Below are 24,684 nucleotides of genomic sequence, written 5' to 3'. Positions count from 1 at the left end.
GTGACCGTGTGCACAGAGTGAATCCGGGGACCCGTGTCATCCCTCGGGCGACCCGGGCGGCGAGGGAATCGCCGGTGCTCCCTCCACCGACGACGCCGCTATCTGCCGGAGCACGTCGGGGCGGCGGATCAGGAGGGTGCGGCGGCCCGTGGTGACCGCCTGCTTGTCGCGGAGCTCCCTCAGCAGGCGCTGCACCATCTCGCGCGAGGCGCCCACCGAGCCCGCCAGCTCCTGCTTGCTCAGCGGTACGGAGAGCTCGATGCCCTCCTCGGTGCGGCGGCCGTGGGTGCGGGCCAGCTCCAGGAGGAGGACGGCGAGGCGCTCGCGCACGTTCAGGGAGGCGAACTCCAGACGGCGGCGGTCGGCGGCGCGGGTGCGGTCGGCGGTCAGGCCCAGCAGCGCGAAGGACGTGGCGGGGGAGTGCCGGAGGAAGCCGCGGAACCGTTCGTGCTCCACGGCCAGCGAACGCACCGGCTCCAGCGCGGTCACCGTCGCCGACCGCGGCCGGCCGGTGATCGCCGACGACTCGCCGACGATGTCACCGGGGCCGCGCAGCGCGAGCAGCGCCTCGTAGCCGTTGGTGGCCGCCGCGGTCACCTTCGTCCAGCCCTGGACGAGGAAGAGCACGTACGACGACGGCTCGCTCTGGCGGATCAGCACCGTACGGGCGGGGAACGTCAGCTCCCGGCCCAGTGCCAGAAGTGCCGCCCGGTCCTCCGTCTCCAGCCGGGCCAGGAAGGGCACCCGGTCGTCCAGGCCGCCGTCGTCCCGTACCGACGTGGTGGTCCATGCGCTCGTCATGCCGGCCCCCCGAATTGTTCACCCGCAGCGGACGGATCAACGTACTGAAAGCGCATGGGCCGCACCCCCGGCAAGACTGCAAATCGGCCATACATGTCCGAAGGTCGTCGGTGGCCCCTCCGACCAGGGACGATGCGGTGCCCGGACGGCCGTAGGACAGCCATCGGACAACTGGGACGAAAGCTCGCTCACGAGGTGAGAAGTCCGGCGTGTCGGGGCCCGCTCCATTTGTTTTGACCGAAGTCCGTGAGGTAGGTACGCTCAGACCTTGTGCCTGGGGTGTGCCCTGGCTCTCGTGCGTGCCTTCAACCGCACGGCGAGCCGCACATGGCCACCGTACTCTGCGCCCTTTCGCCCTTGCGGCAAGGTCTGCGGGATTCGACACACCCGACCGCGTGGGTCGGCGACGTTCCAGGTTAGCTTCACCATTCGGCACACAGAAACCGGAGAAGTAGTGCCTACGATCCAGCAGCTGGTCCGCAAGGGCCGGCAGGACAAGGTCGAGAAGAACAAGACGCCCGCACTTGAGGGTTCCCCTCAGCGTCGTGGCGTCTGCACGCGTGTGTTCACGACCACCCCGAAGAAGCCGAACTCGGCCCTGCGTAAGGTCGCGCGTGTGCGTCTGACCAGCGGGATCGAGGTCACCGCTTACATTCCGGGTGAGGGACACAACCTGCAGGAGCACTCCATCGTGCTCGTGCGCGGCGGCCGTGTGAAGGACCTGCCGGGTGTTCGCTACAAGATCATCCGTGGCTCCCTCGACACCCAGGGTGTCAAGAACCGCAAGCAGGCCCGTTCCCGCTACGGCGCCAAGAAGGAGAAGTAAGAATGCCTCGTAAGGGCCCCGCCCCGAAGCGCCCGGTCATCATCGACCCGGTCTACGGTTCTCCTCTGGTCACGTCGCTCATCAACAAGGTGCTGCTGAACGGCAAGCGCTCCACCGCCGAGCGCATCGTCTACGGCGCCATGGAGGGTCTGCGTGAGAAGACGGGCAACGACCCGATCATCACGCTGAAGCGCGCGCTGGAGAACATCAAGCCGACCCTTGAGGTCAAGTCCCGCCGTGTCGGTGGTGCGACGTACCAGGTTCCGATCGAGGTCAAGCCCGGTCGCGCCAACACGCTCGCGCTGCGCTGGCTGGTCGGTTACTCCCGCGCCCGTCGCGAGAAGACCATGACCGAGCGTCTGCTCAACGAGCTTCTCGACGCTTCGAACGGCCTCGGTGCGGCCGTCAAGAAGCGCGAGGACACGCACAAGATGGCCGAGTCCAACAAGGCCTTCGCGCACTACCGCTGGTAGTCGCTACCCACATCGAGACCGAGAGAAGACTGAAGCCTTATGGCTACCACTTCACTTGACCTGGCCAAGGTCCGCAACATCGGGATCATGGCCCACATCGACGCGGGCAAGACGACCACCACCGAGCGGATCCTGTTCTACACCGGTGTGTCGTACAAGATCGGTGAGGTCCACGACGGCGCTGCCACCATGGACTGGATGGAGCAGGAGCAGGAGCGTGGCATCACGATCACCTCTGCTGCCACCACCTGCCACTGGCCGCTGGAAGACGTCGACCACACCATCAACATCATCGACACCCCGGGTCACGTCGACTTCACCGTCGAGGTGGAGCGCTCCCTGCGTGTGCTCGACGGTGCCGTGACGGTGTTCGACGGCGTCGCCGGCGTCGAGCCCCAGTCCGAGACGGTGTGGCGTCAGGCGGACCGATACGGCGTTCCGCGTATCTGCTTCGTCAACAAGCTCGACCGCACGGGCGCGGAGTTCCACCGCTGTGTCGACATGATCGTCGACCGCCTGGGCGCGCAGCCGATCGTCATGCAGCTCCCGATCGGTGCCGAGGCCGACTTCCAGGGTGTCGTGGACCTCGTCCGCATGAAGGCCCTGGTCTGGTCCGCCGAGGCCACCAAGGGCGAGATGTACGACGTCGTCGACATCCCGGCCACGCACACCGAGGCCGCCGAGGAGTGGCGCGGCAAGCTGGTCGAGGCCGTCGCCGAGAACGACGAAGAGATCATGGAGCTGTACCTGGAGGGCGAGGAGCCTTCCGAGGAGCAGCTGTACGCCGCGATCCGTCGTATCACCATCGCGTCCGGCAAGTCCGACGGCAAGACGATCACCCCGGTGTTCTGCGGCACCGCGTTCAAGAACAAGGGCGTCCAGCCCCTGCTCGACGCGGTCGTGCGCTACCTGCCGTCCCCGGTCGACATCGAGGCCATCGAGGGCCACGACGTCAAGGACCCCGAGGTCGTCGTCAAGCGCAAGCCGTCCGACGAGGAGCCCCTCTCGGCGCTGGCGTTCAAGATCATGAGCGACCCGCACCTCGGCAAGCTCACCTTCGTCCGGGTGTACTCGGGCCGCCTGGAGTCCGGCTCTTCGGTGCTGAACTCCGTCAAGGGCAAGAAGGAGCGCATCGGCAAGATCTACCGCATGCACGCCAACAAGCGTGAGGAGATCGAGTCGGTGGGCGCCGGTGACATCGTCGCCGTCATGGGCCTGAAGCAGACCACCACCGGTGAGACGCTGTCCGACGACAAGAACCCGGTCATCCTGGAGTCCATGGACTTCCCGGCGCCGGTCATCCAGGTCGCCATCGAGCCCAAGTCGAAGGGCGACCAGGAGAAGCTGGGCGTCGCGATCCAGCGCCTGGCCGAGGAGGACCCGTCCTTCCAGGTCCACTCGGACGAGGAGACCGGCCAGACCATCATCGGTGGTATGGGCGAGCTGCACCTCGAGGTGCTGGTCGACCGTATGCGCCGTGAGTTCAAGGTCGAGGCCAACGTCGGCAAGCCGCAGGTGGCCTACCGCGAGACGATCCGCAAGGCCGTCGAGCGCGTCGACTTCACCCACAAGAAGCAGACCGGTGGTACCGGTCAGTTCGCGAAGGTGCAGATCGGCATCGAGCCGCTCGAGGGTGGCGACACCTCGTACGAGTTCGTGAACAAGGTGACCGGTGGCCGTATCCCGAAGGAGTACATCCCTTCGGTGGACGCCGGTGCGCAGGAGGCCATGCAGTTCGGCATCCTCGCCGGTTACGAGATGACCGGTGTCCGCGTGATCCTGCACGACGGTGCCTACCACGAGGTCGACTCCTCCGAGCTCGCCTTCAAGATCGCCGGTTCGCAGGCCTTCAAGGAGGCCGCGCGCAAGGCGTCCCCCGTGCTCCTTGAGCCGATGATGGCCGTCGAGGTCACCACGCCCGAGGACTACATGGGTGAGGTCATCGGCGACATCAACTCCCGCCGTGGCCAGATCCAGGCCATGGAGGAGCGTGCCGGCGCTCGCGTCGTGAAGGGCCTCGTGCCCCTGTCGGAGATGTTCGGCTACGTCGGCGACCTCCGCAGCAAGACGTCGGGTCGCGCAAGCTACTCGATGCAGTTCGACTCCTACGCCGAGGTTCCGCGGAACGTCGCCGAGGAGATCATCGCGAAGGCCAAGGGCGAGTAACGCTCCGCGTTCACACGCTTTAGGCTTGACTCCGGAGCCGCCAGGGGCATTCACCCGCATTCGTGGGGGAATGCCCCCGGCCCCGGGCTTTCCAGCAAAGATCACCTGGCGCCGATGAAGCAAGGCGTTCAGAACCACTCCACAGGAGGACCCCAGTGGCGAAGGCGAAGTTCGAGCGGACTAAGCCGCACGTCAACATCGGCACCATCGGTCACATCGACCACGGTAAGACGACCCTCACGGCCGCCATTACCAAGGTGCTGCACGACGCGTACCCGGACCTGAACGAGGCCTCGGCCTTCGACCAGATCGACAAGGCTCCCGAAGAGCGCCAGCGCGGTATCACCATCTCCATCGCGCACGTCGAGTACCAGACGGAGACGCGTCACTACGCCCACGTCGACTGCCCCGGTCACGCGGACTACATCAAGAACATGATCACGGGTGCCGCGCAGATGGACGGCGCCATCCTCGTGGTCGCCGCCACCGACGGCCCGATGCCGCAGACCAAGGAGCACGTCCTCCTGGCCCGCCAGGTCGGCGTTCCGTACATCGTCGTCGCCCTGAACAAGGCCGACATGGTGGACGACGAGGAGATCCTGGAGCTCGTCGAGCTCGAGGTCCGTGAGCTCCTCTCCGAGTACGAGTTCCCGGGCGACGACGTCCCGGTCGTCAAGGTCTCGGCGCTCAAGGCGCTCGAGGGCGACGCGGAGTGGGGCCAGTCGGTCCTGGACCTGATGGCCGCCGTCGACGAGGCGATCCCGCAGCCCGAGCGTGACGTCGACAAGCCGTTCCTCATGCCCATCGAGGACGTCTTCACGATCACCGGTCGCGGTACGGTCGTCACCGGCCGTATCGAGCGTGGTGTCCTGAAGGTCAACGAGACCGTCGACATCATCGGCATCAAGACCGAGAAGACCACCACCACGGTCACCGGTATCGAGATGTTCCGCAAGCTGCTCGACGAGGGCCAGGCGGGCGAGAACGTCGGCCTCCTCCTCCGCGGCATCAAGCGCGAGGACGTCGAGCGCGGCCAGGTCATCATCAAGCCGGGCTCGGTCACCCCGCACACCGAGTTCGAGGCCCAGGCCTACATCCTGTCCAAGGACGAGGGTGGCCGCCACACGCCGTTCTTCAACAACTACCGCCCGCAGTTCTACTTCCGTACGACGGACGTGACCGGCGTGGTGACCCTCCCCGAGGGCACCGAGATGGTCATGCCGGGTGACAACACCGAGATGAAGGTGGAGCTCATCCAGCCCGTCGCCATGGAAGAGGGCCTGAAGTTCGCCATCCGCGAGGGTGGCCGCACCGTGGGCGCCGGCCAGGTCACCAAGATCGTCAAGTAAGTACCGCTTGCTTGAAGGTCACTGATTGACCCAGCGAAGAGGCCCGTACGACTTCGGTCGTGCGGGCCTCTTCCGTTGTCTGGGGGAGAACGGTGCTGGGCGGTGGTGCTCATGGTGTCCTCCAGGGTCACCCGTAGAGCGGCAGACCCTCGGTCGAGATCGTCCAGTCGGCGATCGTGACGTCCTCGCCGTAGACGAAGTCCTTGCGGGTGGCATAGCGGGGGCCGTCCGGTGTGGGGTGGATGTCGGTGAAGACGGCGCCGGTGCCGGTGCGGGGGTCGAAGATCGAGTAGACGGGGATGCCCATCAGGGGATAGTCGCGGACCTTGCCCACCCAGTCGTTGTCAGGGTTGGAGCGGGAGACGATCTCGATGGCGGCGATGAGGGTGCGGGGATCGAAGGAATCAGGAACCTCCATGTCCGCCCAGGTAATCACCATGACGTCAGGGCGGCGCATGATGCTTTCCGATTCGTCCTCCACGTCGGGTTCGCCCGTGTGGGCCACGATGGCGTCAGGCATCACCTTCTCCAGGCGCTTCCGGAGATGCAGGGTGGTCAGCTCGTGCGGACCGATCGGCGCCATCATGTCGTGGACGATCCCCTTCTTAGTGATCTCGAATTTGCCCGGAATGGTGTCGTTCATGGACTGAACGAGGTCCCGCATGGCTCGGTAGATGTGGGAGCCACCCTGCTGTGCGCTGCCCGATGCAATGGTCATGGCGCTCGCTCCTCGTCTGTGCCCAGGGGCAAGGATCGTCGCATTCATGCTAGGCGGCCTCTGGGAGGTTGGTTCGGCAGTCGCGGCAGCGGCCAGGGTGGGGTGCGCGGAAGGCCCGGTCGCAGACGTCGCAGGTCTGCAAGGGGTGCCGTACGGGCGGTGGGGCGGCTGGTGCGAACGGGGGCGGGGGTGGCAGTTGTCTGGTGAGGCGGTGGGCCAGCAGGGCTGCGGGCCGTCGTAGTACCTCTGGCGGCAGGTCGGTGGTCAGGGCGTGGCGTACGGCGGTGGGGCCGACGTCGCGTTCCAGCCAGGCCGCGACGCCCGGGGCCAGGTGCGCGGTGTCGCACTCGGAGAGGAGCAGGCGCGGATCGTGGCGACGCAGGCCCGCGAGCAGGTCCGTGGCCTGCTGGAGGAGCGTGGGGGAGGGACAGGCCGGGCGCGGGACCGGGGGCAGCGCCCGGCGGCGTTCCTGCTTCTTGTGTTTCGTACCGGGTGCGATGCCCCTGGGCTCGTGGGCGTCCTTCCGGGACCCGGGCTGGTTGCAGGAGACCGTGCGGGTGACGATACGGCCGCCGGGGATGCGGGCGCGTTCGCGCCGCAGGTAGCCGTGGGTCTCCAACTCGCGCAGAGCGGCGGCGATCCGGGTCGTGCCCTCGGGGAAGCGGGCGGCGAGGGTCTTGATGTCGACCTGGGCGCCCGGCGGCAGCGACTGGATGCGCACGCCGAGCCCGATGGCGAGCCCCGACAGTTCTGGGTGCTGGGCGAGGTGGTTGCCGATCACCGTGAAGCGGGAGGTGTGGCGGGTGTGCTCGTGGATGAGCCCGCCGACGCCGGAACGAGGGCCCCGGTTCGGGTGCTTGTTGCCCGTAAAACCGGACTGGGCGTGCGGGGGCGCGCTAGGGTTCTGGAAGTCCATCAGGAAGTTGCGACCTTCCTCGGTGGTCAGGCCCTCGCAACGGGATTGCCGTCCCGGCGAGGGCCGTCGCATGTCTGCGGCTGTGTTGCGCCGAGCGTAAGGCAGGCAATAGGCCTCGAATCCAGCTGAGTTGGCGATGTTCACCCTCGCGGGTGAGTTTGCGCCGCGGGCGGGAGGGGTGGGGCTTGGTCGGGTTCTTTCACCCCCGTATGTCCTTGGGAAAGACCGCCTGTCGCACCGGAGCACGGGCGCCCGTGCTCCGGTGTCGGGACGGTGATCTCGGCCCAGACGGTTTTGCGCGGGGTGGGACCCTCGGCTACTCCCCAGCGGTCGGCGAGCGCGGCCACCAGGACGAGTCCGCGACCCGACTCGGCCTCGGCGGTGAGGGGTTGGGCGCGAGGGCAGGCGGTCACCGCGCGTGTCGGTCACCTCGATGCGGAGCGTGGCGCCGACGACGTAGAGCGTGAGTCGGAAGTCCCGTCCGGTCACCTTGCCGTGCGTCACGGCGTTGGCGGCCAGCTCCGCCACGATGTGCTCCGCGGATTCCAACGGGAGCTGCCAGTCGCGGAGTTGCTGTACGGCGAGCAGTCGGGCCAGTCGGGCGCCGCGTGGGGTGGGGGACAGCAGCACCGTGAAGTTGGGGATGACGGATTCTTGGATCACGTCACTCAGGGTGGCCACTTCTGCTTCTCTGGGTAAGCGGCAAGGCCCTTACGGTCGGTGACTGTCCCCGCTTTGTCTCGGCTGTCTCGGCTGTCTCGGGCGTTGTTACGGGTACGAGCGCGCGTCGGAGGAGGAGGCGGGGGAGACATGGGTGACGTGGTGAACGACGGGGTGGACGAGGCGGGTTGGGACGTCGAGCCGGGGGACGAGATCGAGCCGGTGGTGCAGGCGGTGGGGCGCCTGCTCAAGGTGTGCCGGGAGGCGGCCGGGGTGAGTGTGGCCGAACTGGCGGAGGCTCTCAGGTACGGCGAGGACATGATCCGCAAGATCGAGCGCGGGGCGCGGATCCCTCGTCCGGAGGCCCTGGACAAGGCGGACCAGATCCTGAAGGCGCAGGGGCATCTGCGGGCGTTCATGGAGGACATGAGGAAGGCGCGGTATCCGAAGAAGGTGCGGGAGCTGGCGGACATGGAGGCCCGGGCGGTCGAGATGCTGCTGTACGGCAACCACAACATCCATGGGTTGTTGCAGACTCCGGAGTACACGCGAACGCTGTTCGAGATGACGCAACCCGCGTACACGCGGGACGTGGTGGAGCGAGAAACAGCCGCGCGCATGGCTCGAAAGGCCGTCTTCGAGCGAGAACCGGCCCCAACGCTCAGTTTCGTCCAGGAACAGGTGACGCTCGAACGTCCCTATGGTGGGAAACTGGTGCTGCGCCGACAGCTGGAACACCTCTTGGAGGTAACGCAGTTGCGGAGCGTCACGCTCCAGGTCATGCCGACCGACCGGGAGGAGCACGCTGGGACGCAGGGGCCGATCCAGGTGTTGAAGTTCGCTGATGGCACGGCGATCGGACGTTCCGAGGGTGCGTTCAACGGTCGCCCGGTCTCAAACCCCAAGGACCTCCGGATCCTTGAACTGCGCTATGGCATGATCCGGGCGCAGGCTCTCACGCCGAGGGAGTCACAGGCCTTCATCGAGCAAGTGCTGGGGAGACTATGAGCACCGCCGAACTCCACTGGTTCAAGAGCAGCTACAGCGACAGCGGCGAAGCCGGCTCCTGCGTCGAAGTGGCCCCCGCCCCCACCACCATCCACATCCGCGACTCCAAGACCCCCACCGGCCCCCGCCTCACCCTCGCGCCGGAGGCCTGGTCGGCCTTCCTGCCCTACGCATCCGGAAGCTCCGTCATCTGAGGGCGAGTGGATCCCGCCTTGGTGTCCACAGTGGTCACAGTTCCCTTGGCCCTCTTCCTCCTTGTCGCTGCCGCGTTCGCGCCCATGGCGATTTCCGCGCTGCTGATGCTGGCCGGCTGGTGCATGCCGTGGACGGTGAAGAACATGGCACGTCGCCGAGCGACGGCGGCCCTGGCTCCGTCCGTCCTGCTGGTCGCGTACGCCTTCTTCGCCGGCCGTATGGCCTCCTGAAGCCGCCAAGCGGTACCGGTTCGATCACGGCTTTCACAAGATCTGACAGACCCTCTGTGCAATGTCCCTGTCGGTGAAGAACACTGCCCCCGCCAGTGATCTTGCACGACCGAAAGCGAACCCGTGACCGCCGTCCAGCCCCCCGAGCGCCCCGACGAGTCCTCCATACCCGACGAGCAGTGGGAGGCGTTCCTGCGGGAAGCCGCGGAGGACGGTGGCAGGAACGCGCCGAAGGAGCCGTCCGCGCGGGCGTGGATGGTCGCCCGTCGGCTTCGGGAGCAGGACGAGGCGGCGCGGGACCAGGCGGCCGAGGGCAACGGCCGGCGGCGCTGGCGGAAGCGGGCATCGCAGCCGAAGCCGCAGTCGTCGCTGCCCCCGGGCTGGCGCACCGGTCCGGCCTGGCGGGAGATGAACGGGCGGAGCAGCCGGCGCCGCACCGTGGGTTCGGTCATCGGTGTGGTGCTGGCAGCGGCGCTGGCCGTCGTGGCCGTACGGCCGTCGCTGCTGCTGGACCGGCTGCCCGGCCGCGACCACCCGTCCAGGACCTCGGCCGCACCGCTGCCTGCCGAGACGGCGCTGCCGTCCGGCGCCCCGGGCGCCGTCGACGACGCCGGACTGCCCACCCGCAAGGACCCGTTCCTCGGCTCGCCCGCCCAGCGGTGGGCCGACGGGGCGGACGCCATCGAGGTGCCGCCCGCGAAGGCCGTGGGCTGGCTGAGCCAGGCGGACATGGCCGTCGCCCTGCGCCGCGTCAAGGAGTTCCTGGTCGGCGCCAACCTGGACCCGGCGGTGCTGCGCGGCGGGCGGCCCACCTCGGTGCTGGCCCTGCTCGACCCGCAGCAGAAGCACCCCGACGAACTGTCCGACCTGCGGCGCTCGTTGCGCACCCCGGACCTCCGGTACGACCCCCTGCAACTGGTGACCAGGTTCGCCCCGGCGCAGGTGGCCCTCGCCGGCGACGTGGTCAAGGCGCGCGGCCATATGACGTTCTCCGCGGGCGCTGCGGGCGAGGTGCGGGTGCACGCGGACTACACCTTCGTCTACCCGCTGGTGCGCGCCGGCGGAAAGGACGGCGGTGCCGACGCCGCCGTGGCACGGACGATCATCCGCCGCGACCTGACCATCGACCTCCTCGACCCGCGCACGTGGATCGCGACCGGAGGCAAGCTCACGGTCCGGTCGTCCGAGAGCGAGTTCTACAACACCGAGTGCGACGTCCACGACGGCTACTTCCACCCCGTCTTTCCTGACACCGCCCCCACGGGCGCCCCGGCGACGGGCCCGGCCACGGACCCGTACGACCGCAGCAAGTCCGTGACGGACGACCACAGCAAGGGCTGCGGGACGGTCACCCGCACCTGACGACGACGCGCGACGGCCCGTACCATGCGCTGTTATGTCCACACCAACTCCGTGGGGTGCGCCGTACGGTGGCCCGCCGCCGGTGCCGTCCGCGCCTCCGCACATCCCGGCGAGTGATCTGCGGCCCCGGCGCATCTGGTACCTGGTGGCCGCACTGCTGGGGCTCGTCCTGGCGGGCATCGGTGTCGCCCTGGTCGTGGTGACGGTGAAGGACACACTGAACTCGGTCGACACGGACCGGAGCTTCGCCAGCGGCCAGTCGCGGACGTTCAGCTTCGTCCAGGGGAAGACCAAGGCGATCTACGTCTCCCAGTCCGGGAAGGGCCGGGTCGTCTGCCGGATCCCGGAGATGCCGTCCGGGGCGATGACCCAGCCGGGCAGCACCTTCCGTATCACCCTCGGGTCCCGTACCTGGGACCGCGCCCTGGAGGTGAAGCCCGGCAGCAGCGGCGACTACACGCTCACCTGCACCTCGGAGCTTCCGTCCGCCGAGTTCGCGCTGGGGGACAAGCCCCGGGTGGGGAGCATGGTCGGCAGCATCACCGGGGCCGTCGGCTGCTTCCTGGCCGCGGCTGCCTCGACCGTGGCCATCTGCGTCGTCACAGCGGTCCGGCGCGGCCGCCACCGCCGACGGCTCGCCGCCCCCCTGGGCCCTCCGCCGTACGGAGCCGCCCCCTGGCCCCCGTACGGCCAGCCGCGCTAGTAGGTGGCCGAAGCCCCCACCACCTGGGCCGACTTCATCAGGCACGCCTCGACGAACGGGGCTTCGCGGTCGCCTGTGGCTCCGGTTCCGGCGGGGATCCGGGAGGGGCCGGAACCGGAGACGACACGTCCACGGTCGGCGCGCCCGCCGTCCCGACCGCTACCGGCGCCCCGGCCACAGGACGGATCCAGCAGGTCAACGAGACGATGCGGAGGACGCCGTTCAGCGGGATCGGCACGACCATGGCCTTCGAGGGCGCGGGGCTGCAGACGATCGTGTGGAATCCCGGCCAGGGGCTGCACATCTCCTACAACGGGGCCTCCGGCGGTGACATGTACTGCAAGGGCGGTGTCACGTACATGAACGCGGGTCTGCTGGCCCAGAGCCTCAAGTCCCAGGGGACCGAGATCACCGTCCCGGACCGGCTCGCACACACCTGTGTGACCACGCAGAGTGGGCAGTGGTGTGACGCCTACTTCGCGCTGCCGGCTTCGGGCACCTTCGCTCCCGACAAGGACACGACTGTCATGGGCGTGCGGGCCCGGGCGATCGTGGCGGGGAACGGGACCACCTCGGACACCTATTTCGTCAGCGTGCAGGGCCCTGCCAGGCTCCTGAAGACGAAGTCCGTCCGCGGCGGGCGCACCGGCAGCACGACGTACGACGACTTCGGCAAGAAGGAGAACGTCACGCTGCCGAGTCCGGACAAGACCATGACCATGGAGAGATTCCGCGCGCAGGTGGACGCCGGATAGCGGCGGGCGACGAGGGAGGGCCCGCCCCCCGTTTGACCTCCGTCACCTTCGGGGTATTCTCTCCGGCTCGATTGGCGGTCCCCCCGCCCCGTATGGCAGACTGTCCGAGTTGCTCGGTCGAGTGTTGATGCTGCGCGCCTCCCGCCGGGAGGACCGGAAGCGAGTCCCACAGTACTCGTCGCCCTAACTGCCTGCGGGCAGCGCTGGGGCGGACGTACGGGAATCTTCCGGGAAGTGCGGTGCGGTACCGACCAGGCACCCGGTGGGCCTGAGGCCCCTGGTCCGCGGTTCCGGCAGGGCCGTGTGCATTCCCCGCAGGGATGTTCGAACAAGGGACATCCGTGTCAGCGGGAGCGCGACACGCCCGACCGCGTGGGTCGGAGGAGAAGGAAACGGGACCGCCGGGTTCCAGAGCGTAAGAAGAGACAGGACTACTGAGTAGCCATGGCGGGACAGAAGATCCGCATCCGGCTCAAGGCCTACGACCACGAGGTCATCGACTCCTCGGCGAAGAAGATCGTCGAGACGGTGACCCGCACTGGTGCGTCGGTCGCGGGCCCGGTGCCGCTGCCCACTGAGAAGAACGTGTACTGCGTCATCAAGTCGCCGCACAAGTACAAGGACTCGCGCGAGCACTTCGAGATGCGCACGCACAAGCGCCTGATCGACATTCTCGACCCGACCCCCAAGACCGTTGACTCTCTGATGCGACTCGACCTCCCGGCCGGTGTCGACATCGAGATCAAGCTCTGAGGCTGGTGGGCTGAGAATGGCTAAGCAGATCAAGGGCATCCTGGGCGAGAAGCTCGGCATGACGCAGGTGTGGGACGAGAACAACCGTGTTGTTCCGGTCACCGTCGTCAAGGCCGGCCCCAACGTCGTGACCCAGGTTCGTACGAACGACGTCGACGGCTACGAGTCGGTCCAGATCGCCTTCGGCGAGATCGACCCGCGCAAGGTGAACAAGCCCCTCAAGGGTCACTTCGCGAAGGCCGACGTCACCCCCCGTCGCCACCTTGTCGAGATCCGTACGGCGGACGCCTCCGAGTACACCCTCGGCCAGGAAGTCACCGCCGAGGTCTTCGAGGCCGGCGTGAAGGTCGACGTCACCGGCAAGAGCAAGGGCAAGGGCTTCGCCGGTGTCATGAAGCGTCACAACTTCAAGGGCCTCGGCGCCGGTCACGGCACCCAGCGCAAGCACCGCTCTCCCGGTTCCATCGGTGGCTGCGCCACCCCGGGCCGCGTGTTCAAGGGCCTCCGCATGGCGGGTCGCATGGGCAACGAGCGGGTCACCACCCAGAACCTGACCGTCCACGCCGTTGACGCGGAGAAGGGCCTGCTGCTCATCAAGGGCGCGGTTCCCGGTCCGAACGGCGGCCTCGTCCTGGTCCGCACCGCGGCCAAGGGGGCCTGAGGTAACCGATGAGCACTGTTGACATCCTTTCGCCGGCGGGCGAGAAGGCCGGTTCCGTCGAGCTCCCCGCGGAGATCTTCGACGTGGAGAAGATCAGCATCCCGCTGATCCACCAGGTCGTCGTCGCGCAGCTGGCCGCTGCCCGTCAGGGCACGCACAAGACCAAGACCCGTGGCGAAGTCCGTGGTGGTGGCAAGAAGCCGTACCGCCAGAAGGGCACCGGCCGCGCCCGTCAGGGCTCGACCCGCGCGCCGCAGTTCGCCGGTGGTGGCGTCGTGCACGGTCCCGTGCCGCGTGACTACTCGCAGCGCACCCCGAAGAAGATGAAGGCTGCCGCTCTGCGTCACGCCCTCACCGACCGGGCGCGTCACAACCGCATCCACGTCGTCTCCGGCGTGGTCGAGGGCACCGCCTCCACCAAGGCCGCCAAGGCGCTGTTCGGCAAGATCTCGGAGCGCAAGAACCTGCTCCTGGTCGTCGACCGCGCCGACGAGGCCGCGTGGCTGTCCGCCCGCAACCTGCCCCAGGTCCACATCCTGGAGCCGGGCCAGCTGAACACGTACGACGTTCTCGTCTCGGACGACGTGGTCTTCACCCAGGCCGCTTTCGAGTCCTTCGTCGCCGGCCCGAAGGCCAACGACACCGAAGGGACCGAGGTCTGATGGCTACCCGTCACCCGAGCATCGCCTCGAAGGCGGCCAAGGCCGCCAAGGCCGCGCGCGTCGCCAAGGCGAAGCGCCACGCCACCGAGGGCAAGAACACCGTCGAGACCCCGCTGAGCAAGTCGTACACGGACCCCCGTGACGTGCTGCTCAAGCCGGTCGTCTCCGAGAAGAGCTACGCGCTCCTCGACGAGAACAAGTACACGTTCATCGTCGACCCGAACGCCAACAAGACCCAGATCAAGCAGGCCGTCCAGGCGGTCTTCTCGGTCAAGGTCACCGGGGTCAACACGATCAACCGCCAGGGCAAGCGCAAGCGCACGAAGACCGGTTTCGGTCAGCGTGCCGGCAGCAAGCGCGCGATCGTGACCCTCGCCGAGGGCGACCGTATCGACATCTTCGGCGGTCCGACCGCCTAAGGGCGGTCCGGATCGTCCGATATCGGACGAGGACTGAGAAATGGGAATCCGCAAGTACAAGCCGACTACGCCGGGCCGTCGTGGCGCCAGCGTCGCCGACTTCGTCGAGGTCACGCGGTCCACGCCGGAGAAGTCGCTGGTCCGCCCCCTGCACAGCAAGGGCGGCCGTAACAACGCCGGTCGTGTGACCGTTCGCCACCAGGGTGGCGGACACAAGCGCGCCTACCGAGTGATCGACTTCCGTCGTCACGACAAGGACGGCGTGCCGGCGAAGGTCGCGCACATCGAGTACGACCCCAACCGCACCGCGCGCATCGCGCTGCTGCACTACGCCGACGGCGAGAAGCGCTACATCCTCGCCCCGCGCAACCTGCAGCAGGGTGACCGCGTCGAGAACGGTCCCGGGGCCGACATCAAGCCGGGCAACAACCTGGCCCTCCGCAACATCCCGGTCGGTACCACGATCCACGCGATCGAGCTCCGTCCCGGTGGCGGTGCCAAGTTCGCCCGCTCCGCCGGTGCCTCCGTGCAGCTGCTCGCGAAGGAGGGCGCCTACGCCCACCTGCGCATGCCGTCCGGTGAGATCCGTCTGGTCGACGTCCGCTGCCGCGCCACCATCGGCGAGGTCGGCAACGCCGAGCAGTCCAACATCAACTGGGGCAAGGCCGGCCGTAAGCGGTGGCTGGGCGTTCGCCCGACCGTCCGTGGTGTCGTCATGAACCCGGTCGACCACCCGCACGGTGGTGGTGAGGGCCGGACCTCCGGTGGTCGCCACCCCGTGTCCCCGTGGGGCAAGAAGGAAGGCCGTACTCGTTCGCCCAAGAAGGCGTCGAACAAGTACATCGTCCGCCGCCGCAAGACGAACAAGAAGCGCTAAGGACGGGTTGAGATGCCTCGTAGCCTGAAGAAGGGGCCCTTCGTCGACGACCACCTGATCAAGAAGGTGGACGCCCAGAACGAAGCCGGCACCAAGAACGTCATCAAGACCTGGTCCCGTCGCTCCATGATCGTCCCGGCCATGCTCGGCCACACGCTCGCGGTGCACAACGGCAAGACCCACATCCCGGTGTTCGTCACCGAGTCGATGGTCGGCCACAAGCTCGGCGAGTTCTCGCCGACGCGCACCTTCCGGGGTCACGTCAAGGAAGACCGGAAGTCGAAGCGCCGCTAGTAGCGGATCGCATTCAGACACGTAAGTAACTGAGAGGGACAACCATGGAAGCCAGGGCCCAGGCGCGGTACATCCGCGTTACGCCCATGAAGGCCCGCCGCGTGGTGGACCTTATCCGTGGCATGGATGCCACGGAGGCTCAGGCTGTTCTGCGATTCGCTCCGCAGGCAGCCTCCGTGCCGGTCGGCAAGGTGCTCGACAGCGCCATCGCCAACGCCGCGCACAACTACGACCACACCGACGCCGACAGCCTCTTCATCTCCGAGGCGTACGTCGACGAGGGTCCGACCCTGAAGCGGTTCCGGCCGCGCGCCCAGGGCCGTGCCTACCGGATCCGCAAGCGGACCAGCCACATCACCGTGGTCGTCAGCAGCAAGGAAGGAACCCGGTAATGGGCCAGAAGGTTAACCCGCATGGGTTCCGGCTCGGTGTCACGACCGACTTCAAGTCGCGTTGGTACGCCGACAAGCTGTACAAGGACTACGTCAAGGAAGACGTCGCCATCCGTCGGATGATGACGTCCGGCATGGAGCGCGCCGGTATCTCGAAGGTTGAGATCGAGCGCACCCGTGACCGCGTGCGGGTGGACATCCACACCGCCCGTCCCGGCATCGTCATCGGCCGCCGTGGCGCCGAGGCCGACCGCATCCGCGGCGACCTCGAGAAGCTCACGGGCAAGCAGGTCCAGCTGAACATCCTCGAGGTCAAGAACCCCGAGACGGACGCTCAGCTGGTTGCTCAGGCCGTCGCCGAGCAGCTCTCCTCCCGCGTCTCCTTCCGCCGTGCCATGCGCAAGAGCATGCAGTCGGCGATGAAGGCCGGCGCCAAGGGCATCAAGATCCAGTGCGGTGGCCGCCTCGGCGGCGCCGAGATGTCCCGCTCGGAGTTCTACCGCGAGGGCCGCGTGCCCCTGCACACGCTCCGCGCGAACGTGGACTACGGCTTCTTCGAGGCCAAGACGACCTTCGGCCGTATCGGTGTGAAGGTCTGGATCTACAAGGGCGACGTCAAGAACATCGCCGAGGTCCGCGCCGAGAACGCTGCGGCCCGTGCGGGTAACCGCCCGGCCCGTGGTGGTGCCGACCGCCCGGCCCGTGGTGGCCGTGGTGGCGAGCGGCGCGGTCGCAAGCCGCAGCAGGCTGCCGGCGCCGAGGCCCCCAAGGCCGAGGCTCCCGCGTCCGCTCCGGCTGAGAGCACCGGAACGGAGGCCTGACCGACATGCTGATCCCCCGTAGGGTCAAGCACCGCAAGCAGCATCACCCGAAGCGTCGCGGTGAGGCCAAGGGCGGTACGACGGTCGCGTTCGGCGAGTACGGCATTCAGGCCCTCACGCCGGCGTACGTGACCAACCGCCAGATCGAGGCGGCCCGTATCGCGATGACCCGCCACATCAAGCGTGGCGGCAAGGTCTGGATCAACATCTACCCGGACCGCCCGCTCACGAAGAAGCCGGCCGAGACCCGCATGGGTTCCGGTAAGGGTTCGCCGGAGTGGTGGATCGCGAACGTGCACCCGGGACGGGTCATGTTCGAGCTGTCCTACCCGAACGAGAAGATTGCGCGTGAGGCTCTCACTCGTGCGGCCCACAAGCTGCCGATGAAGTGCCGCATCGTCAAGCGCGAGGCAGGTGAAGCGTGATGTCGGTCGGTACCAAGGCGTCCGAGCTGCGCGAGCTGGGCAACGAGGAGCTGCTGGGCAAGCTCCGCGAGGCCAAGGAAGAGCTGTTCAACCTCCGCTTCCAGGCGGCGACCGGTCAGCTCGAGAACCACGGCCGTCTGAAGGCGGTCCGCAAGGACATCGCGCGGATCTACACCCTGATGCGCGAGCGTGAGCTGGGCATCGAAACGGTGGAGAACGCCTGATGAGCGAGAAGAACGTGACTGAGAACGCAGAGGCCCGCGGCTTCCGCAAGACCCGTGAGGGTCTCGTCGTCAGCGACAAGATGGACAAGACCGTCGTCGTCGCCGTCGAGGACCGCGTCAAGCACGCGCTGTACGGCAAGGTCATCCGCCGTACGAACAAGCTCAAGGCGCACGACGAGCAGAACGCCGCGGGTGTCGGCGACCGCGTCCTCCTCATGGAGACCCGGCCGCTGTCCGCGACGAAGCGCTGGCGCGTCGTCGAGATCCTCGAGAAGGCCAAGTAATTCTCCTGCGGGGCATCCCTCGCAGGACAGTTCCGCCAGGCTCCGGGAGCCGCTCCGCTGAGCGGCTCCCGGGGAACCGGCAGACAAACAGGAGATAGACGTGATCCAGCAGGAGTCGCGACTGCGCGTCGCCGACAACACTGGTGCGAAGGAAATCCTTTGCATCCGTGTGCTCGGTGGCTCCGGTCGCCGCTACGCGGGCATCGGTGACGTCATCGTCGCCACCGTCAAGGACGCGATCCCCGGTGGCAACGTGAAGAAGGGTGACGTCGTCAAGGCGGTCATCGTTCGCACCGTCAAGGAGCGCCGCCGTCCGGACGGCTCGTACATCCGCTTCGACGAGAACGCCGCCGTCATTCTGAAGAACGACGGCGACCCTCGCGGCACCCGTATCTTCGGCCCGGTCGGCCGTGAGCTGCGCGAGAAGAAGTTCATGAAGATCATCTCGCTCGCGCCGGAGGTGCTGTAAGCATGAAGATCAAGAAGGGCGACCTGGTCCAGGTCATCACCGGCAAGGACAAGGGCAAGCAGGGCAAGGTCATTGCCGCTTACCCGCGCGAGGAGCGCGTCCTGGTCGAGGGTGTCAACCGGGTCAAGAAGCACACCAAGGCCGGTCCGACCGCCAGCGGTTCGCAGGCCGGCGGCATCGTCACGACCGAGGCGCCGATCCACGTCTCCAACGTCCAGCTGGTCGTTGAGAAGGACGGCAACAAGGTCGTCACGCGTGTCGGCTACCGCTTCGACGACGAAGGCAACAAGATCCGCGTTGCCAAGCGGACGGGTGAGGACATCTGATGGCTACCACCACCACTCCGCGTCTGAAGACGAAGTACCGCGAGGAGATCGCGGGCAAGCTGCGTGACGAGTTCAAGTACGAGAACGTCATGCAGGTTCCCGGCCTCGTCAAGATCGTGGTCAACATGGGTGTCGGCGACGCCGCCCGTGACTCGAAGCTGATCGAGGGCGCGATCCGCGACCTGACCACCATCACCGGTCAGAAGCCGGCCGTCACCAAGGCCCGCAAGTCCATCGCGCAGTTCAAGCTGCGTGAGGGCCAGCCGATCGGTGCCCACGTCACGCTCCGTGGCGACCGCATGTGGGAGTTCCTGGACCGCACCCTGTCGCTCGCGCTGCCGCGCATCCGCGACTTCCGCGGCCTGTCCCCCAAGCAGTTCGACGGCCGTGGCAACTACACCTTCGGTCTCACGGAGCAGGTCATGTTCCACGAGATCGACCAGGACAAGATCGACCGCACCCGGGGTATGGACATCACCGTGGTGACCACGGCGACCAACGACGCTGAGGGCCGTGCGCTCCTTCGTCACCTCGGCTTCCCGTTCAAGGAGGCGTGAGCGAGATGGCGAAGAAGGCTCTGATCGCTAAGGCTGCTCGCAAGCCCAAGTTCGGCGTGCGTGGCTACACCCGCTGCCAGCGTTGTGGCCGCCCGCACTCCGTGTACCGCAAGTTCGGCCTGTGCCGCGTGTGCCTCCGTGAGATGGCTCACCGTGGCGAGCTGCCGGGCGTGACCAAGAGCTCCTGGTAATCCCTGTAATAGGGGATTCCTGAAGCTCTCGGTAAGCATCTGGGTCGGCAGGGGCCCTTCTCCGCATGCCGTAGGCTTGCGGGGTTGGGCGTCTGCCGCGCCCGTACGACTTACTACGCCGTAGGTCCACCGCGCCGCACCCGTCCCGTCTCGGATCGGGGAGAGGGATGGCGCACCAGGAAACCCCGGCGAGAGAGGCCGAAGGCCAATTCATGACCATGACTGATCCGATCGCAGACATGCTTACGCGTCTGCGGAACGCGAACTCGGCATACCACGACTCCGTGACGATGCCGGCATCGAAGATCAAGTCGCACATCGCGGAGATCCTCCAGCAGGAGGGCTTCATCACGGGCTGGAAGGTCGAGGACGCCGAGGTCGGCAAGAACCTCGTCCTCGAGCTGAAGTTCGGCCCGAACCGTGAGCGCTCCATCGCGGGCATCAAGCGGATCTCCAAGCCCGGTCTCCGGGTGTACGCGAAGTCCACCAACCTGCCGAAGGTGCTCGGCGGCCTCGGCGTGGCGATCATCTCCACGTCGCACGGGCTCCTCACCGACAAGCAGGCCGGCAAGAAGGGCGTGGGTGGGGAAGTCCTCGCCTACGTCTGGTAGCGGAAGGGAACGGAGGAAACAGCTATGTCGCGTATTGGCAAGCTCCCCATCACGGTTCCCGCCGGCGTGGACGTCACCATCGACGGCCGTACGGTCTCGGTCAAGGGCCCCAAGGGCTCGCTGACCCACACCGTCGTCGCGCCGATCGACATCGTCAAGGGTGAGGACGGCGTTCTGAACGTCACCCGTCCGAACGACGAGCGTCAGAACAAGGCCCTGCACGGCCTGTCCCGCACGCTGGTGGCGAACATGATCACCGGCGTGACCCAGGGTTACGTGAAGAAGCTCGAGATCAGCGGTGTCGGTTACCGCGTCACGGCCAAGGGCTCGAACCTCGAGTTCGCGCTCGGCTACAGCCACCCGATCGTCGTCGAGGCGCCCGAGGGCATCACCTTCAAGGTGGAGACCCCGACCCGCTTCCAGGTCGAGGGCATCGACAAGCAGAAGGTCGGCGAGGTTGCGGCCAACATCCGCAAGCTGCGCAAGCCCGACCCGTACAAGGCCAAGGGCGTCAAGTACGAGGGCGAAGTCATCCGCCGCAAGGTCGGAAAGGCGGGTAAGTAAGCCATGGCATACGGGCAGAAGATCCTCAAGGGCGACGCCTACAAGCGCGCCGCGATCAAGCGCCGTCACATCCGGATTCGCAAGAACCTTTCCGGTACGGCGGAGCGCCCCCGTCTGGTCGTGACCCGCTCCAACCGCCACATCGTGGCGCAGGTGATCGACGACCTCAAGGGCCACACCCTGGCTTCGGCGTCCACGCTGGACACGTCGATCCGTGGTGGCGAGGGCGACAAGTCCGCGCAGGCCAAGCAGGTCGGCGCCCTGGTCGCCGAGCGTGCCAAGGCCGCCGGTGTCGAGGCTGTCGTGTTCGACCGTGGTGGCAACCAGTACGCCGGGCGCATCGCCGCCCTGGCGGACGCCGCCCGCGAAGCCGGGCTCAAGTTCTGAGCCTGCCGTAGCTAGCGGAAACAGAGAGAGGTAATTCCAATGGCTGGACCCCAGCGCCGCGGTGGCGGTGCCGGTGGCGGCGAGCGGCGGGACCGGAAGGGCCGTGACGGCGGCGCTGCTGCCGCCGAGAAGACCGCGTACGTCGAGCGCGTCGTCGCGATCAACCGCGTCGCCAAGGTTGTGAAGGGTGGTCGTCGCTTCAGCTTCACCGCGCTGGTCGTGGTGGGCGACGGTGACGGCACCGTGGGTGTCGGTTACGGCAAGGCCAAGGAGGTGCCGGCCGCCATCGCCAAGGGTGTTGAGGAGGCCAAGAAGCACTTCTTCAAGGTCCCCCGTATCCAGGGCACCATCCCGCACCCGATCCAGGGTGAGAAGGCTGCCGGCGTCGTGCTGCTCAAGCCCGCGTCCCCGGGTACCGGTGTTATCGCCGGTGGTCCGGTGCGTGCCGTGCTCGAGTGCGCCGGTATCCACGACATCCTGTCGAAGTCGCTCGGCTCCGACAACGCGATCAACATCGTGCACGCGACCGTGGAGGCCCTCAAGGGCCTGCAGCGTCCCGAGGAGGTCGCGGCCCGCCGCGGTCTGCCGCTCGAGGACGTCGCCCCCGCGGCTCTTCTCCGTGCGCGTGCCGGGGCTGGTGCGTAATGGCGCAGCTCAAGATCACGCAGGTTAAGTCGTACATCGGCAGCAAGCAGAACCACCGCGACACCCTGCGGTCCCTTGGTCTCAAGGGCATCAACACGCAGGTCGTCAAGGAGGACCGCCCCGAGTTCCGCGGCATGGTGCACACCGTCCGCCACCTCGTGACGGTCGAGGAGGTCGACTGATCATGGCGGAGCAGAACCCGCTCAAGATCCACAACCTCCGTCCCGCCCCCGGCGCCAAGACCGCCAAGACCCGTGTCGGTCGTGGTGAGGCGTCGAAGGGTAAGACGGCCGGTCGTGGTACCAAGGGCACGAAGGCCCGCTACCAGGTTCCGGAGCGCTTCGAGGGTGGCCAGATGCCGCTCCACATGCGCCTCCCGAAGCTGAAGGGCTTCAAGAACCCGTTCAAGACCGAGTTCCAGGTCGTGAACCTCGACAAGCTGGCCGCGCTCTACCCCGAGGGTGGCGAGGTCACGGTCGAGGGTCTGGTGGCCAAGGGTGCCGTTCGCAAGAACAGCCTCGTCAAGGTCCTCGGCCAGGGCGAGATCTCCGTGGCGCTGCAGGTGACGGTCGACGCCGTCTCCGGCTCCGCCAAGGAGAAGATCACCGCCGCCGGCGGTACGGTCACCGAGCTGGTCTGAGTCCCTCAGGTCCCTCGATGACATGAACGATCCCGACCGGGGATACCCCACATATGGGGTATCCCCGGTCGGTCGTTCCAAGGGAAGTGCTCTCGCCGGTAAGGTGGCCAGCACTGCCCACTTTCATTGGGCGCCTCCCATGGGGCACCCTGAGCGGCAGTTGACCGTTAGTAATTCGTCTGTATCCGTCGAACCTCAAGACCGTCACCCTTGACGCAGTTGCGCGGGGGTCGCAGGAGGCACCGTGCTCACCGCGTTCGCCCGGGCGTTCAAGACGCCCGACCTGCGCAAGAAGCTGCTCTTCACGCTGGCCATCATCGTGGTCTACCGCGTCGGTACCCACATCCCGATCCCCGGCGTCAACTACAAGGCCGTCCAGCAGTGTGTGAGCGAGGCGGGGGCCAACCAGGGCCTGTTCGGCCTCGTGAACATGTTCAGTGGCGGCGCGCTGCTCCAGATCACGGTCTTCGCGCTCGGCATCATGCCGTACATCACGGCCAGCATCATCCTTCAGCTGCTGACCGTGGTCATCCCGCGCCTGGAGGCCCTGAAGAAGGAGGGCCAGGCCGGCACGGCGAAGATCACGCAGTACACCCGGTACCTGACCGTGGCGCTCGCCATCCTGCAGGGCACCGGCCTCGTCGCCACCGCCCGCAGCGGCGCGCTCTTCAACGGCTGCTCGGTCGCGTCGAGCATCGTCCCGGACCAGGCGATCTTCACGACGATCACGATGGTGGTCTGCATGACCGCCGGCACGTGTGTCGTGATGTGGCTGGGCGAGCTGATCACCGACCGTGGCATCGGCAACGGCATGTCGATCCTGATGTTCATCTCGATCGCCGCGACCTTCCCGTCCGCCCTGTGGGCCATCAAGAAGCAGGGCACGCTGGCCGGCGGCTGGATCGAGTTCGGCACCGTGATCCTGGTGGGTCTGGTGATGGTCGGGCTCGTCGTCTTCGTCGAGCAGGCCCAGCGCCGCATCCCCGTGCAGTACGCGAAGCGCATGATCGGCCGTCGTTCCTACGGTGGTACGTCCACGTACATCCCGCTCAAGGTGAACCAGGCGGGTGTGATTCCCGTCATCTTCGCCTCCTCGCTGCTCTACATCCCGGCACTCGTGGCGCAGTTCGCGGGGGGCAACTCGAGCTGGAAGACGTGGATCCAGAGCAATCTGACCAAGGGCGACCACCCGATTTACATCACGATGTACTTCTTGCTCATCGTTTTCTTCGCGTTCTTCTACGTGGCGATCTCCTTCAACCCCGAGGAAGTCGCCGACAACATGAAGAAGTATGGTGGCTTCATCCCGGGCATCCGGGCTGGCCGACCGACCGCTGAGTACCTCAGCTACGTGCTCAACCGGATCACCTGGCCGGGTTCGCTGTATCTGGGTCTGATCGCTCTCGTACCGACAATGGCGTTGGTGGGCTTCGGGGCAAGCCAGAACTTCCCCTTCGGTGGAACCAGCATCCTGATCATCGTGGGTGTCGGCCTCGAGACGGTGAAGCAGATCGAGAGCCAGCTCCAGCAGCGCAATTACGAAGGGTTCCTCCGCTGATGCGTATCGTCCTCGTCGGGCCGCCGGGTGCCGGTAAGGGAACGCAAGCCGTCCGCCTTGCCGCAGAGCTGAAGATTCCGCACATCTCCACGGGCGACCTGTTCCGGGCCAACATCAGCCAGCAGACGGAACTGGGCAAGCTCGCGAAGTCGTACATGGACCGCGGCGAGCTGGTGCCGGACTCCGTCACCATCGACATGGCCAAGGACCGCATGGAGCAGAAGGACGCCGAGGGCGGCTTCCTGCTCGACGGCTTCCCGCGGAACGTGGACCAGGCGGAGGCGCTGGACGGGCTGCTGGAGACCGAGGACTTCAAGCTGGACGCCGTCCTGGACCTGGAGGTCCCGGAGGACGAGGTCGTCAAGCGCATCGCCGGCCGCCGTATCTGTCGCAACGACTCCTCCCACGTCTTCCACGTGACGTACAGCCCCCCGAAGAAGGAGGGTGTGTGCGACGTCTGCGGCGGTGAGCTGTACCAGCGCGACGACGACAGCGAGGACACCGTCCGCACGCGGCTGGAGGTCTACCACACGCAGACCGAGCCGATCATCGACTACTACAAGGCGCAGGGTCTGGTCGTGACGATCTCCTCCCTGGGCCCGGTGGACGAGATCACGCAGCGGGCGCTGGACGCTCTCAAGCGCGAGCCGGGCGAGCAGTAGTCCCAAGGCCAGGCCTTCCGGCCGCGGTGCCCTTCCGGGGTGCCGCGGCCGTAGTGTTGTACAGATAACCCAGCCGATGTGAGTGACGGAGAGCGCAGGC

36 protein-coding genes are annotated in these 24,684 nt (G+C 67.0%); 33 read left to right on the top strand and 3 right to left on the bottom strand.

Going from position 1 to position 24,684, the window contains the following annotated elements; all coding sequences use genetic code 11:
* Nucleotides 1-36: 36 nt before the first annotated feature.
* Nucleotides 37-801, bottom strand: a complete 765-nt coding sequence (locus BIV25_RS18010; protein WP_071373359.1) for a Crp/Fnr family transcriptional regulator — start codon at nucleotides 799-801, stop codon at nucleotides 37-39.
* Between the two features lie 454 nt (nucleotides 802-1,255).
* Here BIV25_RS18010 and rpsL point away from each other — a divergent pair, with 454 nt between their 5' ends.
* The 4 genes from rpsL (at nucleotide 1,256) to tuf (ending at nucleotide 5,615) form a co-directional block, all read left to right on the top strand.
* On the top strand, nucleotides 1,256-1,627 hold the full coding sequence (rpsL, locus tag BIV25_RS18005) for a 30S ribosomal protein S12 (RefSeq protein WP_003948652.1): 372 nt from the start codon (nucleotides 1,256-1,258) through the stop codon (nucleotides 1,625-1,627).
* Between the two features lie 2 nt (nucleotides 1,628-1,629).
* Entirely contained in the window at nucleotides 1,630-2,100 is a 471-nt protein-coding gene (gene rpsG, locus BIV25_RS18000; protein WP_003992340.1) for a 30S ribosomal protein S7, read from the top strand.
* A 39-nt stretch (nucleotides 2,101-2,139) separates the two neighbouring features.
* Complete coding sequence (gene fusA, locus BIV25_RS17995) at nucleotides 2,140-4,266, top strand: elongation factor G (protein ID WP_071373358.1); 2,127 nt, start codon at nucleotides 2,140-2,142, stop codon at nucleotides 4,264-4,266.
* A gap of 155 nt (nucleotides 4,267-4,421) precedes the next feature.
* Entirely contained in the window at nucleotides 4,422-5,615 is a 1,194-nt protein-coding gene (gene tuf / locus BIV25_RS17990; RefSeq protein ID WP_071373357.1) for an elongation factor Tu, read from the top strand.
* 127 nt (nucleotides 5,616-5,742) lie between these two features.
* On the opposite strand, the gene BIV25_RS17985 is transcribed toward tuf, so the two are convergent.
* Together BIV25_RS17985 and BIV25_RS17980 are read right to left on the bottom strand one after the other, a co-directional pair.
* The gene (locus BIV25_RS17985; protein WP_071373356.1) at nucleotides 5,743-6,333 is read right to left on the bottom strand and encodes a Uma2 family endonuclease; all 591 of its coding nucleotides are present in this window, start codon (nucleotides 6,331-6,333) and stop codon (nucleotides 5,743-5,745) included.
* 49 nt (nucleotides 6,334-6,382) lie between these two features.
* Entirely contained in the window at nucleotides 6,383-7,249 is an 867-nt protein-coding gene (locus BIV25_RS17980) for a helix-turn-helix domain-containing protein (protein WP_071373355.1), read from the bottom strand.
* An 810-nt stretch (nucleotides 7,250-8,059) separates the two neighbouring features.
* On the opposite strand from BIV25_RS17980, the gene BIV25_RS17970 reads away from it, so the two are divergent.
* The 29 genes from BIV25_RS17970 (at nucleotide 8,060) to BIV25_RS17830 (ending at nucleotide 24,584) form a co-directional block, all read left to right on the top strand.
* Complete coding sequence (locus tag BIV25_RS17970; RefSeq protein WP_071373353.1) at nucleotides 8,060-8,917, top strand: helix-turn-helix transcriptional regulator; 858 nt, start codon at nucleotides 8,060-8,062, stop codon at nucleotides 8,915-8,917.
* Nucleotides 8,914-9,111, top strand: coding sequence for a DUF397 domain-containing protein (locus BIV25_RS17965; RefSeq protein WP_071373352.1), 198 nt, complete (start codon nucleotides 8,914-8,916; stop codon nucleotides 9,109-9,111). The genes BIV25_RS17970 and BIV25_RS17965 overlap by 4 nt, the downstream gene beginning before the upstream one ends.
* An 84-nt stretch (nucleotides 9,112-9,195) precedes the next feature.
* Complete coding sequence (locus tag BIV25_RS51075) at nucleotides 9,196-9,342, top strand: hypothetical protein (protein WP_177235321.1); 147 nt, start codon at nucleotides 9,196-9,198, stop codon at nucleotides 9,340-9,342.
* A gap of 123 nt (nucleotides 9,343-9,465) precedes the next feature.
* Nucleotides 9,466-10,704, top strand: a complete 1,239-nt coding sequence (locus tag BIV25_RS17955; protein ID WP_071373350.1) for a hypothetical protein — start codon at nucleotides 9,466-9,468, stop codon at nucleotides 10,702-10,704.
* A gap of 34 nt (nucleotides 10,705-10,738) precedes the next feature.
* On the top strand, nucleotides 10,739-11,407 hold the full coding sequence (locus BIV25_RS17950) for a serine/arginine repetitive matrix protein 2 (protein WP_256255899.1): 669 nt from the start codon (nucleotides 10,739-10,741) through the stop codon (nucleotides 11,405-11,407).
* A gap of 206 nt (nucleotides 11,408-11,613) precedes the next feature.
* Nucleotides 11,614-12,162: a hypothetical protein gene (locus BIV25_RS17945; protein ID WP_071373349.1), complete on the top strand. Its 549-nt coding sequence runs from the start codon at nucleotides 11,614-11,616 to the stop codon at nucleotides 12,160-12,162.
* A gap of 444 nt (nucleotides 12,163-12,606) precedes the next feature.
* A complete protein-coding gene (gene rpsJ / locus BIV25_RS17940; RefSeq protein WP_003948644.1) occupies nucleotides 12,607-12,915 on the top strand; it encodes a 30S ribosomal protein S10 in 309 nt (102 codons plus the stop codon).
* Between the two features lie 16 nt (nucleotides 12,916-12,931).
* Nucleotides 12,932-13,576: a 50S ribosomal protein L3 gene (rplC, locus tag BIV25_RS17935; protein WP_062706771.1), complete on the top strand. Its 645-nt coding sequence runs from the start codon at nucleotides 12,932-12,934 to the stop codon at nucleotides 13,574-13,576.
* An 8-nt stretch (nucleotides 13,577-13,584) separates the two neighbouring features.
* Nucleotides 13,585-14,238: a 50S ribosomal protein L4 gene (rplD, locus tag BIV25_RS17930; RefSeq protein ID WP_071373348.1), complete on the top strand. Its 654-nt coding sequence runs from the start codon at nucleotides 13,585-13,587 to the stop codon at nucleotides 14,236-14,238.
* Entirely contained in the window at nucleotides 14,238-14,657 is a 420-nt protein-coding gene (gene rplW / locus BIV25_RS17925; protein ID WP_071373347.1) for a 50S ribosomal protein L23, read from the top strand. Before rplD ends, rplW begins: the two co-directional genes overlap by 1 nt.
* A 40-nt stretch (nucleotides 14,658-14,697) precedes the next feature.
* Nucleotides 14,698-15,534: a 50S ribosomal protein L2 gene (gene rplB, locus BIV25_RS17920; RefSeq protein WP_020941674.1), complete on the top strand. Its 837-nt coding sequence runs from the start codon at nucleotides 14,698-14,700 to the stop codon at nucleotides 15,532-15,534.
* Between the two features lie 12 nt (nucleotides 15,535-15,546).
* Nucleotides 15,547-15,828, top strand: coding sequence for a 30S ribosomal protein S19 (rpsS, locus tag BIV25_RS17915; RefSeq protein ID WP_023547380.1), 282 nt, complete (start codon nucleotides 15,547-15,549; stop codon nucleotides 15,826-15,828).
* 44 nt (nucleotides 15,829-15,872) lie between these two features.
* On the top strand, nucleotides 15,873-16,220 hold the full coding sequence (gene rplV / locus BIV25_RS17910; RefSeq protein WP_003974262.1) for a 50S ribosomal protein L22: 348 nt from the start codon (nucleotides 15,873-15,875) through the stop codon (nucleotides 16,218-16,220).
* Nucleotides 16,220-17,041 carry a 30S ribosomal protein S3 gene (gene rpsC, locus BIV25_RS17905; protein WP_003998826.1) on the top strand — a complete coding sequence of 274 codons (822 nt, stop codon included), beginning with the start codon at nucleotides 16,220-16,222 and terminating at the stop codon, nucleotides 17,039-17,041. Before rplV ends, rpsC begins: the two co-directional genes overlap by 1 nt.
* Nucleotides 17,042-17,046: 5 nt before the next feature.
* Nucleotides 17,047-17,466, top strand: coding sequence for a 50S ribosomal protein L16 (gene rplP, locus BIV25_RS17900; protein ID WP_030788270.1), 420 nt, complete (start codon nucleotides 17,047-17,049; stop codon nucleotides 17,464-17,466).
* Entirely contained in the window at nucleotides 17,466-17,690 is a 225-nt protein-coding gene (gene rpmC, locus BIV25_RS17895; RefSeq protein WP_055632347.1) for a 50S ribosomal protein L29, read from the top strand. Before rplP ends, rpmC begins: the two co-directional genes overlap by 1 nt.
* Nucleotides 17,690-17,974 carry a 30S ribosomal protein S17 gene (gene rpsQ / locus BIV25_RS17890; protein WP_018543912.1) on the top strand — a complete coding sequence of 95 codons (285 nt, stop codon included), beginning with the start codon at nucleotides 17,690-17,692 and terminating at the stop codon, nucleotides 17,972-17,974. Before rpmC ends, rpsQ begins: the two co-directional genes overlap by 1 nt.
* Before the next feature lie 100 nt (nucleotides 17,975-18,074).
* Complete coding sequence (gene rplN, locus BIV25_RS17885) at nucleotides 18,075-18,443, top strand: 50S ribosomal protein L14 (protein WP_003998823.1); 369 nt, start codon at nucleotides 18,075-18,077, stop codon at nucleotides 18,441-18,443.
* A gap of 2 nt (nucleotides 18,444-18,445) precedes the next feature.
* Nucleotides 18,446-18,769 (top strand): 50S ribosomal protein L24, encoded by a 324-nt coding sequence (gene rplX, locus BIV25_RS17880; protein ID WP_030930498.1) that lies wholly within the window; start codon nucleotides 18,446-18,448, stop codon nucleotides 18,767-18,769.
* A complete protein-coding gene (gene rplE / locus BIV25_RS17875) occupies nucleotides 18,769-19,326 on the top strand; it encodes a 50S ribosomal protein L5 (protein ID WP_015658460.1) in 558 nt (185 codons plus the stop codon). The genes rplX and rplE overlap by 1 nt, the downstream gene beginning before the upstream one ends.
* Before the next feature lie 5 nt (nucleotides 19,327-19,331).
* Nucleotides 19,332-19,517 (top strand): type Z 30S ribosomal protein S14, encoded by a 186-nt coding sequence (locus BIV25_RS17870; protein WP_003948630.1) that lies wholly within the window; start codon nucleotides 19,332-19,334, stop codon nucleotides 19,515-19,517.
* 212 nt (nucleotides 19,518-19,729) lie between these two features.
* Complete coding sequence (gene rpsH, locus BIV25_RS17865; RefSeq protein ID WP_007384075.1) at nucleotides 19,730-20,128, top strand: 30S ribosomal protein S8; 399 nt, start codon at nucleotides 19,730-19,732, stop codon at nucleotides 20,126-20,128.
* Nucleotides 20,129-20,152: 24 nt separating this feature from the next.
* Nucleotides 20,153-20,692: a 50S ribosomal protein L6 gene (gene rplF / locus BIV25_RS17860; protein WP_071373346.1), complete on the top strand. Its 540-nt coding sequence runs from the start codon at nucleotides 20,153-20,155 to the stop codon at nucleotides 20,690-20,692.
* Nucleotides 20,693-20,695: 3 nt separating this feature from the next.
* Complete coding sequence (gene rplR / locus BIV25_RS17855) at nucleotides 20,696-21,079, top strand: 50S ribosomal protein L18 (protein ID WP_071373345.1); 384 nt, start codon at nucleotides 20,696-20,698, stop codon at nucleotides 21,077-21,079.
* A 39-nt stretch (nucleotides 21,080-21,118) separates the two neighbouring features.
* Nucleotides 21,119-21,724, top strand: a complete 606-nt coding sequence (rpsE, locus tag BIV25_RS17850; protein ID WP_015658456.1) for a 30S ribosomal protein S5 — start codon at nucleotides 21,119-21,121, stop codon at nucleotides 21,722-21,724.
* On the top strand, nucleotides 21,724-21,906 hold the full coding sequence (gene rpmD / locus BIV25_RS17845; protein ID WP_003974250.1) for a 50S ribosomal protein L30: 183 nt from the start codon (nucleotides 21,724-21,726) through the stop codon (nucleotides 21,904-21,906). Before rpsE ends, rpmD begins: the two co-directional genes overlap by 1 nt.
* Nucleotides 21,907-21,908: 2 nt before the next feature.
* Nucleotides 21,909-22,364, top strand: a complete 456-nt coding sequence (gene rplO / locus BIV25_RS17840; RefSeq protein WP_023547373.1) for a 50S ribosomal protein L15 — start codon at nucleotides 21,909-21,911, stop codon at nucleotides 22,362-22,364.
* A 244-nt stretch (nucleotides 22,365-22,608) separates the two neighbouring features.
* On the top strand, nucleotides 22,609-23,922 hold the full coding sequence (gene secY, locus BIV25_RS17835; protein WP_071373344.1) for a preprotein translocase subunit SecY: 1,314 nt from the start codon (nucleotides 22,609-22,611) through the stop codon (nucleotides 23,920-23,922).
* Nucleotides 23,922-24,584, top strand: a complete 663-nt coding sequence (locus BIV25_RS17830; protein ID WP_071373343.1) for an adenylate kinase — start codon at nucleotides 23,922-23,924, stop codon at nucleotides 24,582-24,584. Before secY ends, BIV25_RS17830 begins: the two co-directional genes overlap by 1 nt.
* Nucleotides 24,585-24,684: the final 100 nt, after the last annotated feature.

The sequence above is a fragment of the Streptomyces sp. MUSC 14 genome, assembly GCF_001866675.1.
Classification (GTDB): domain Bacteria; phylum Actinomycetota; class Actinomycetes; order Streptomycetales; family Streptomycetaceae; genus Streptomyces.
This window is presented reverse-complemented; position numbering and strand designations above follow the sequence as displayed.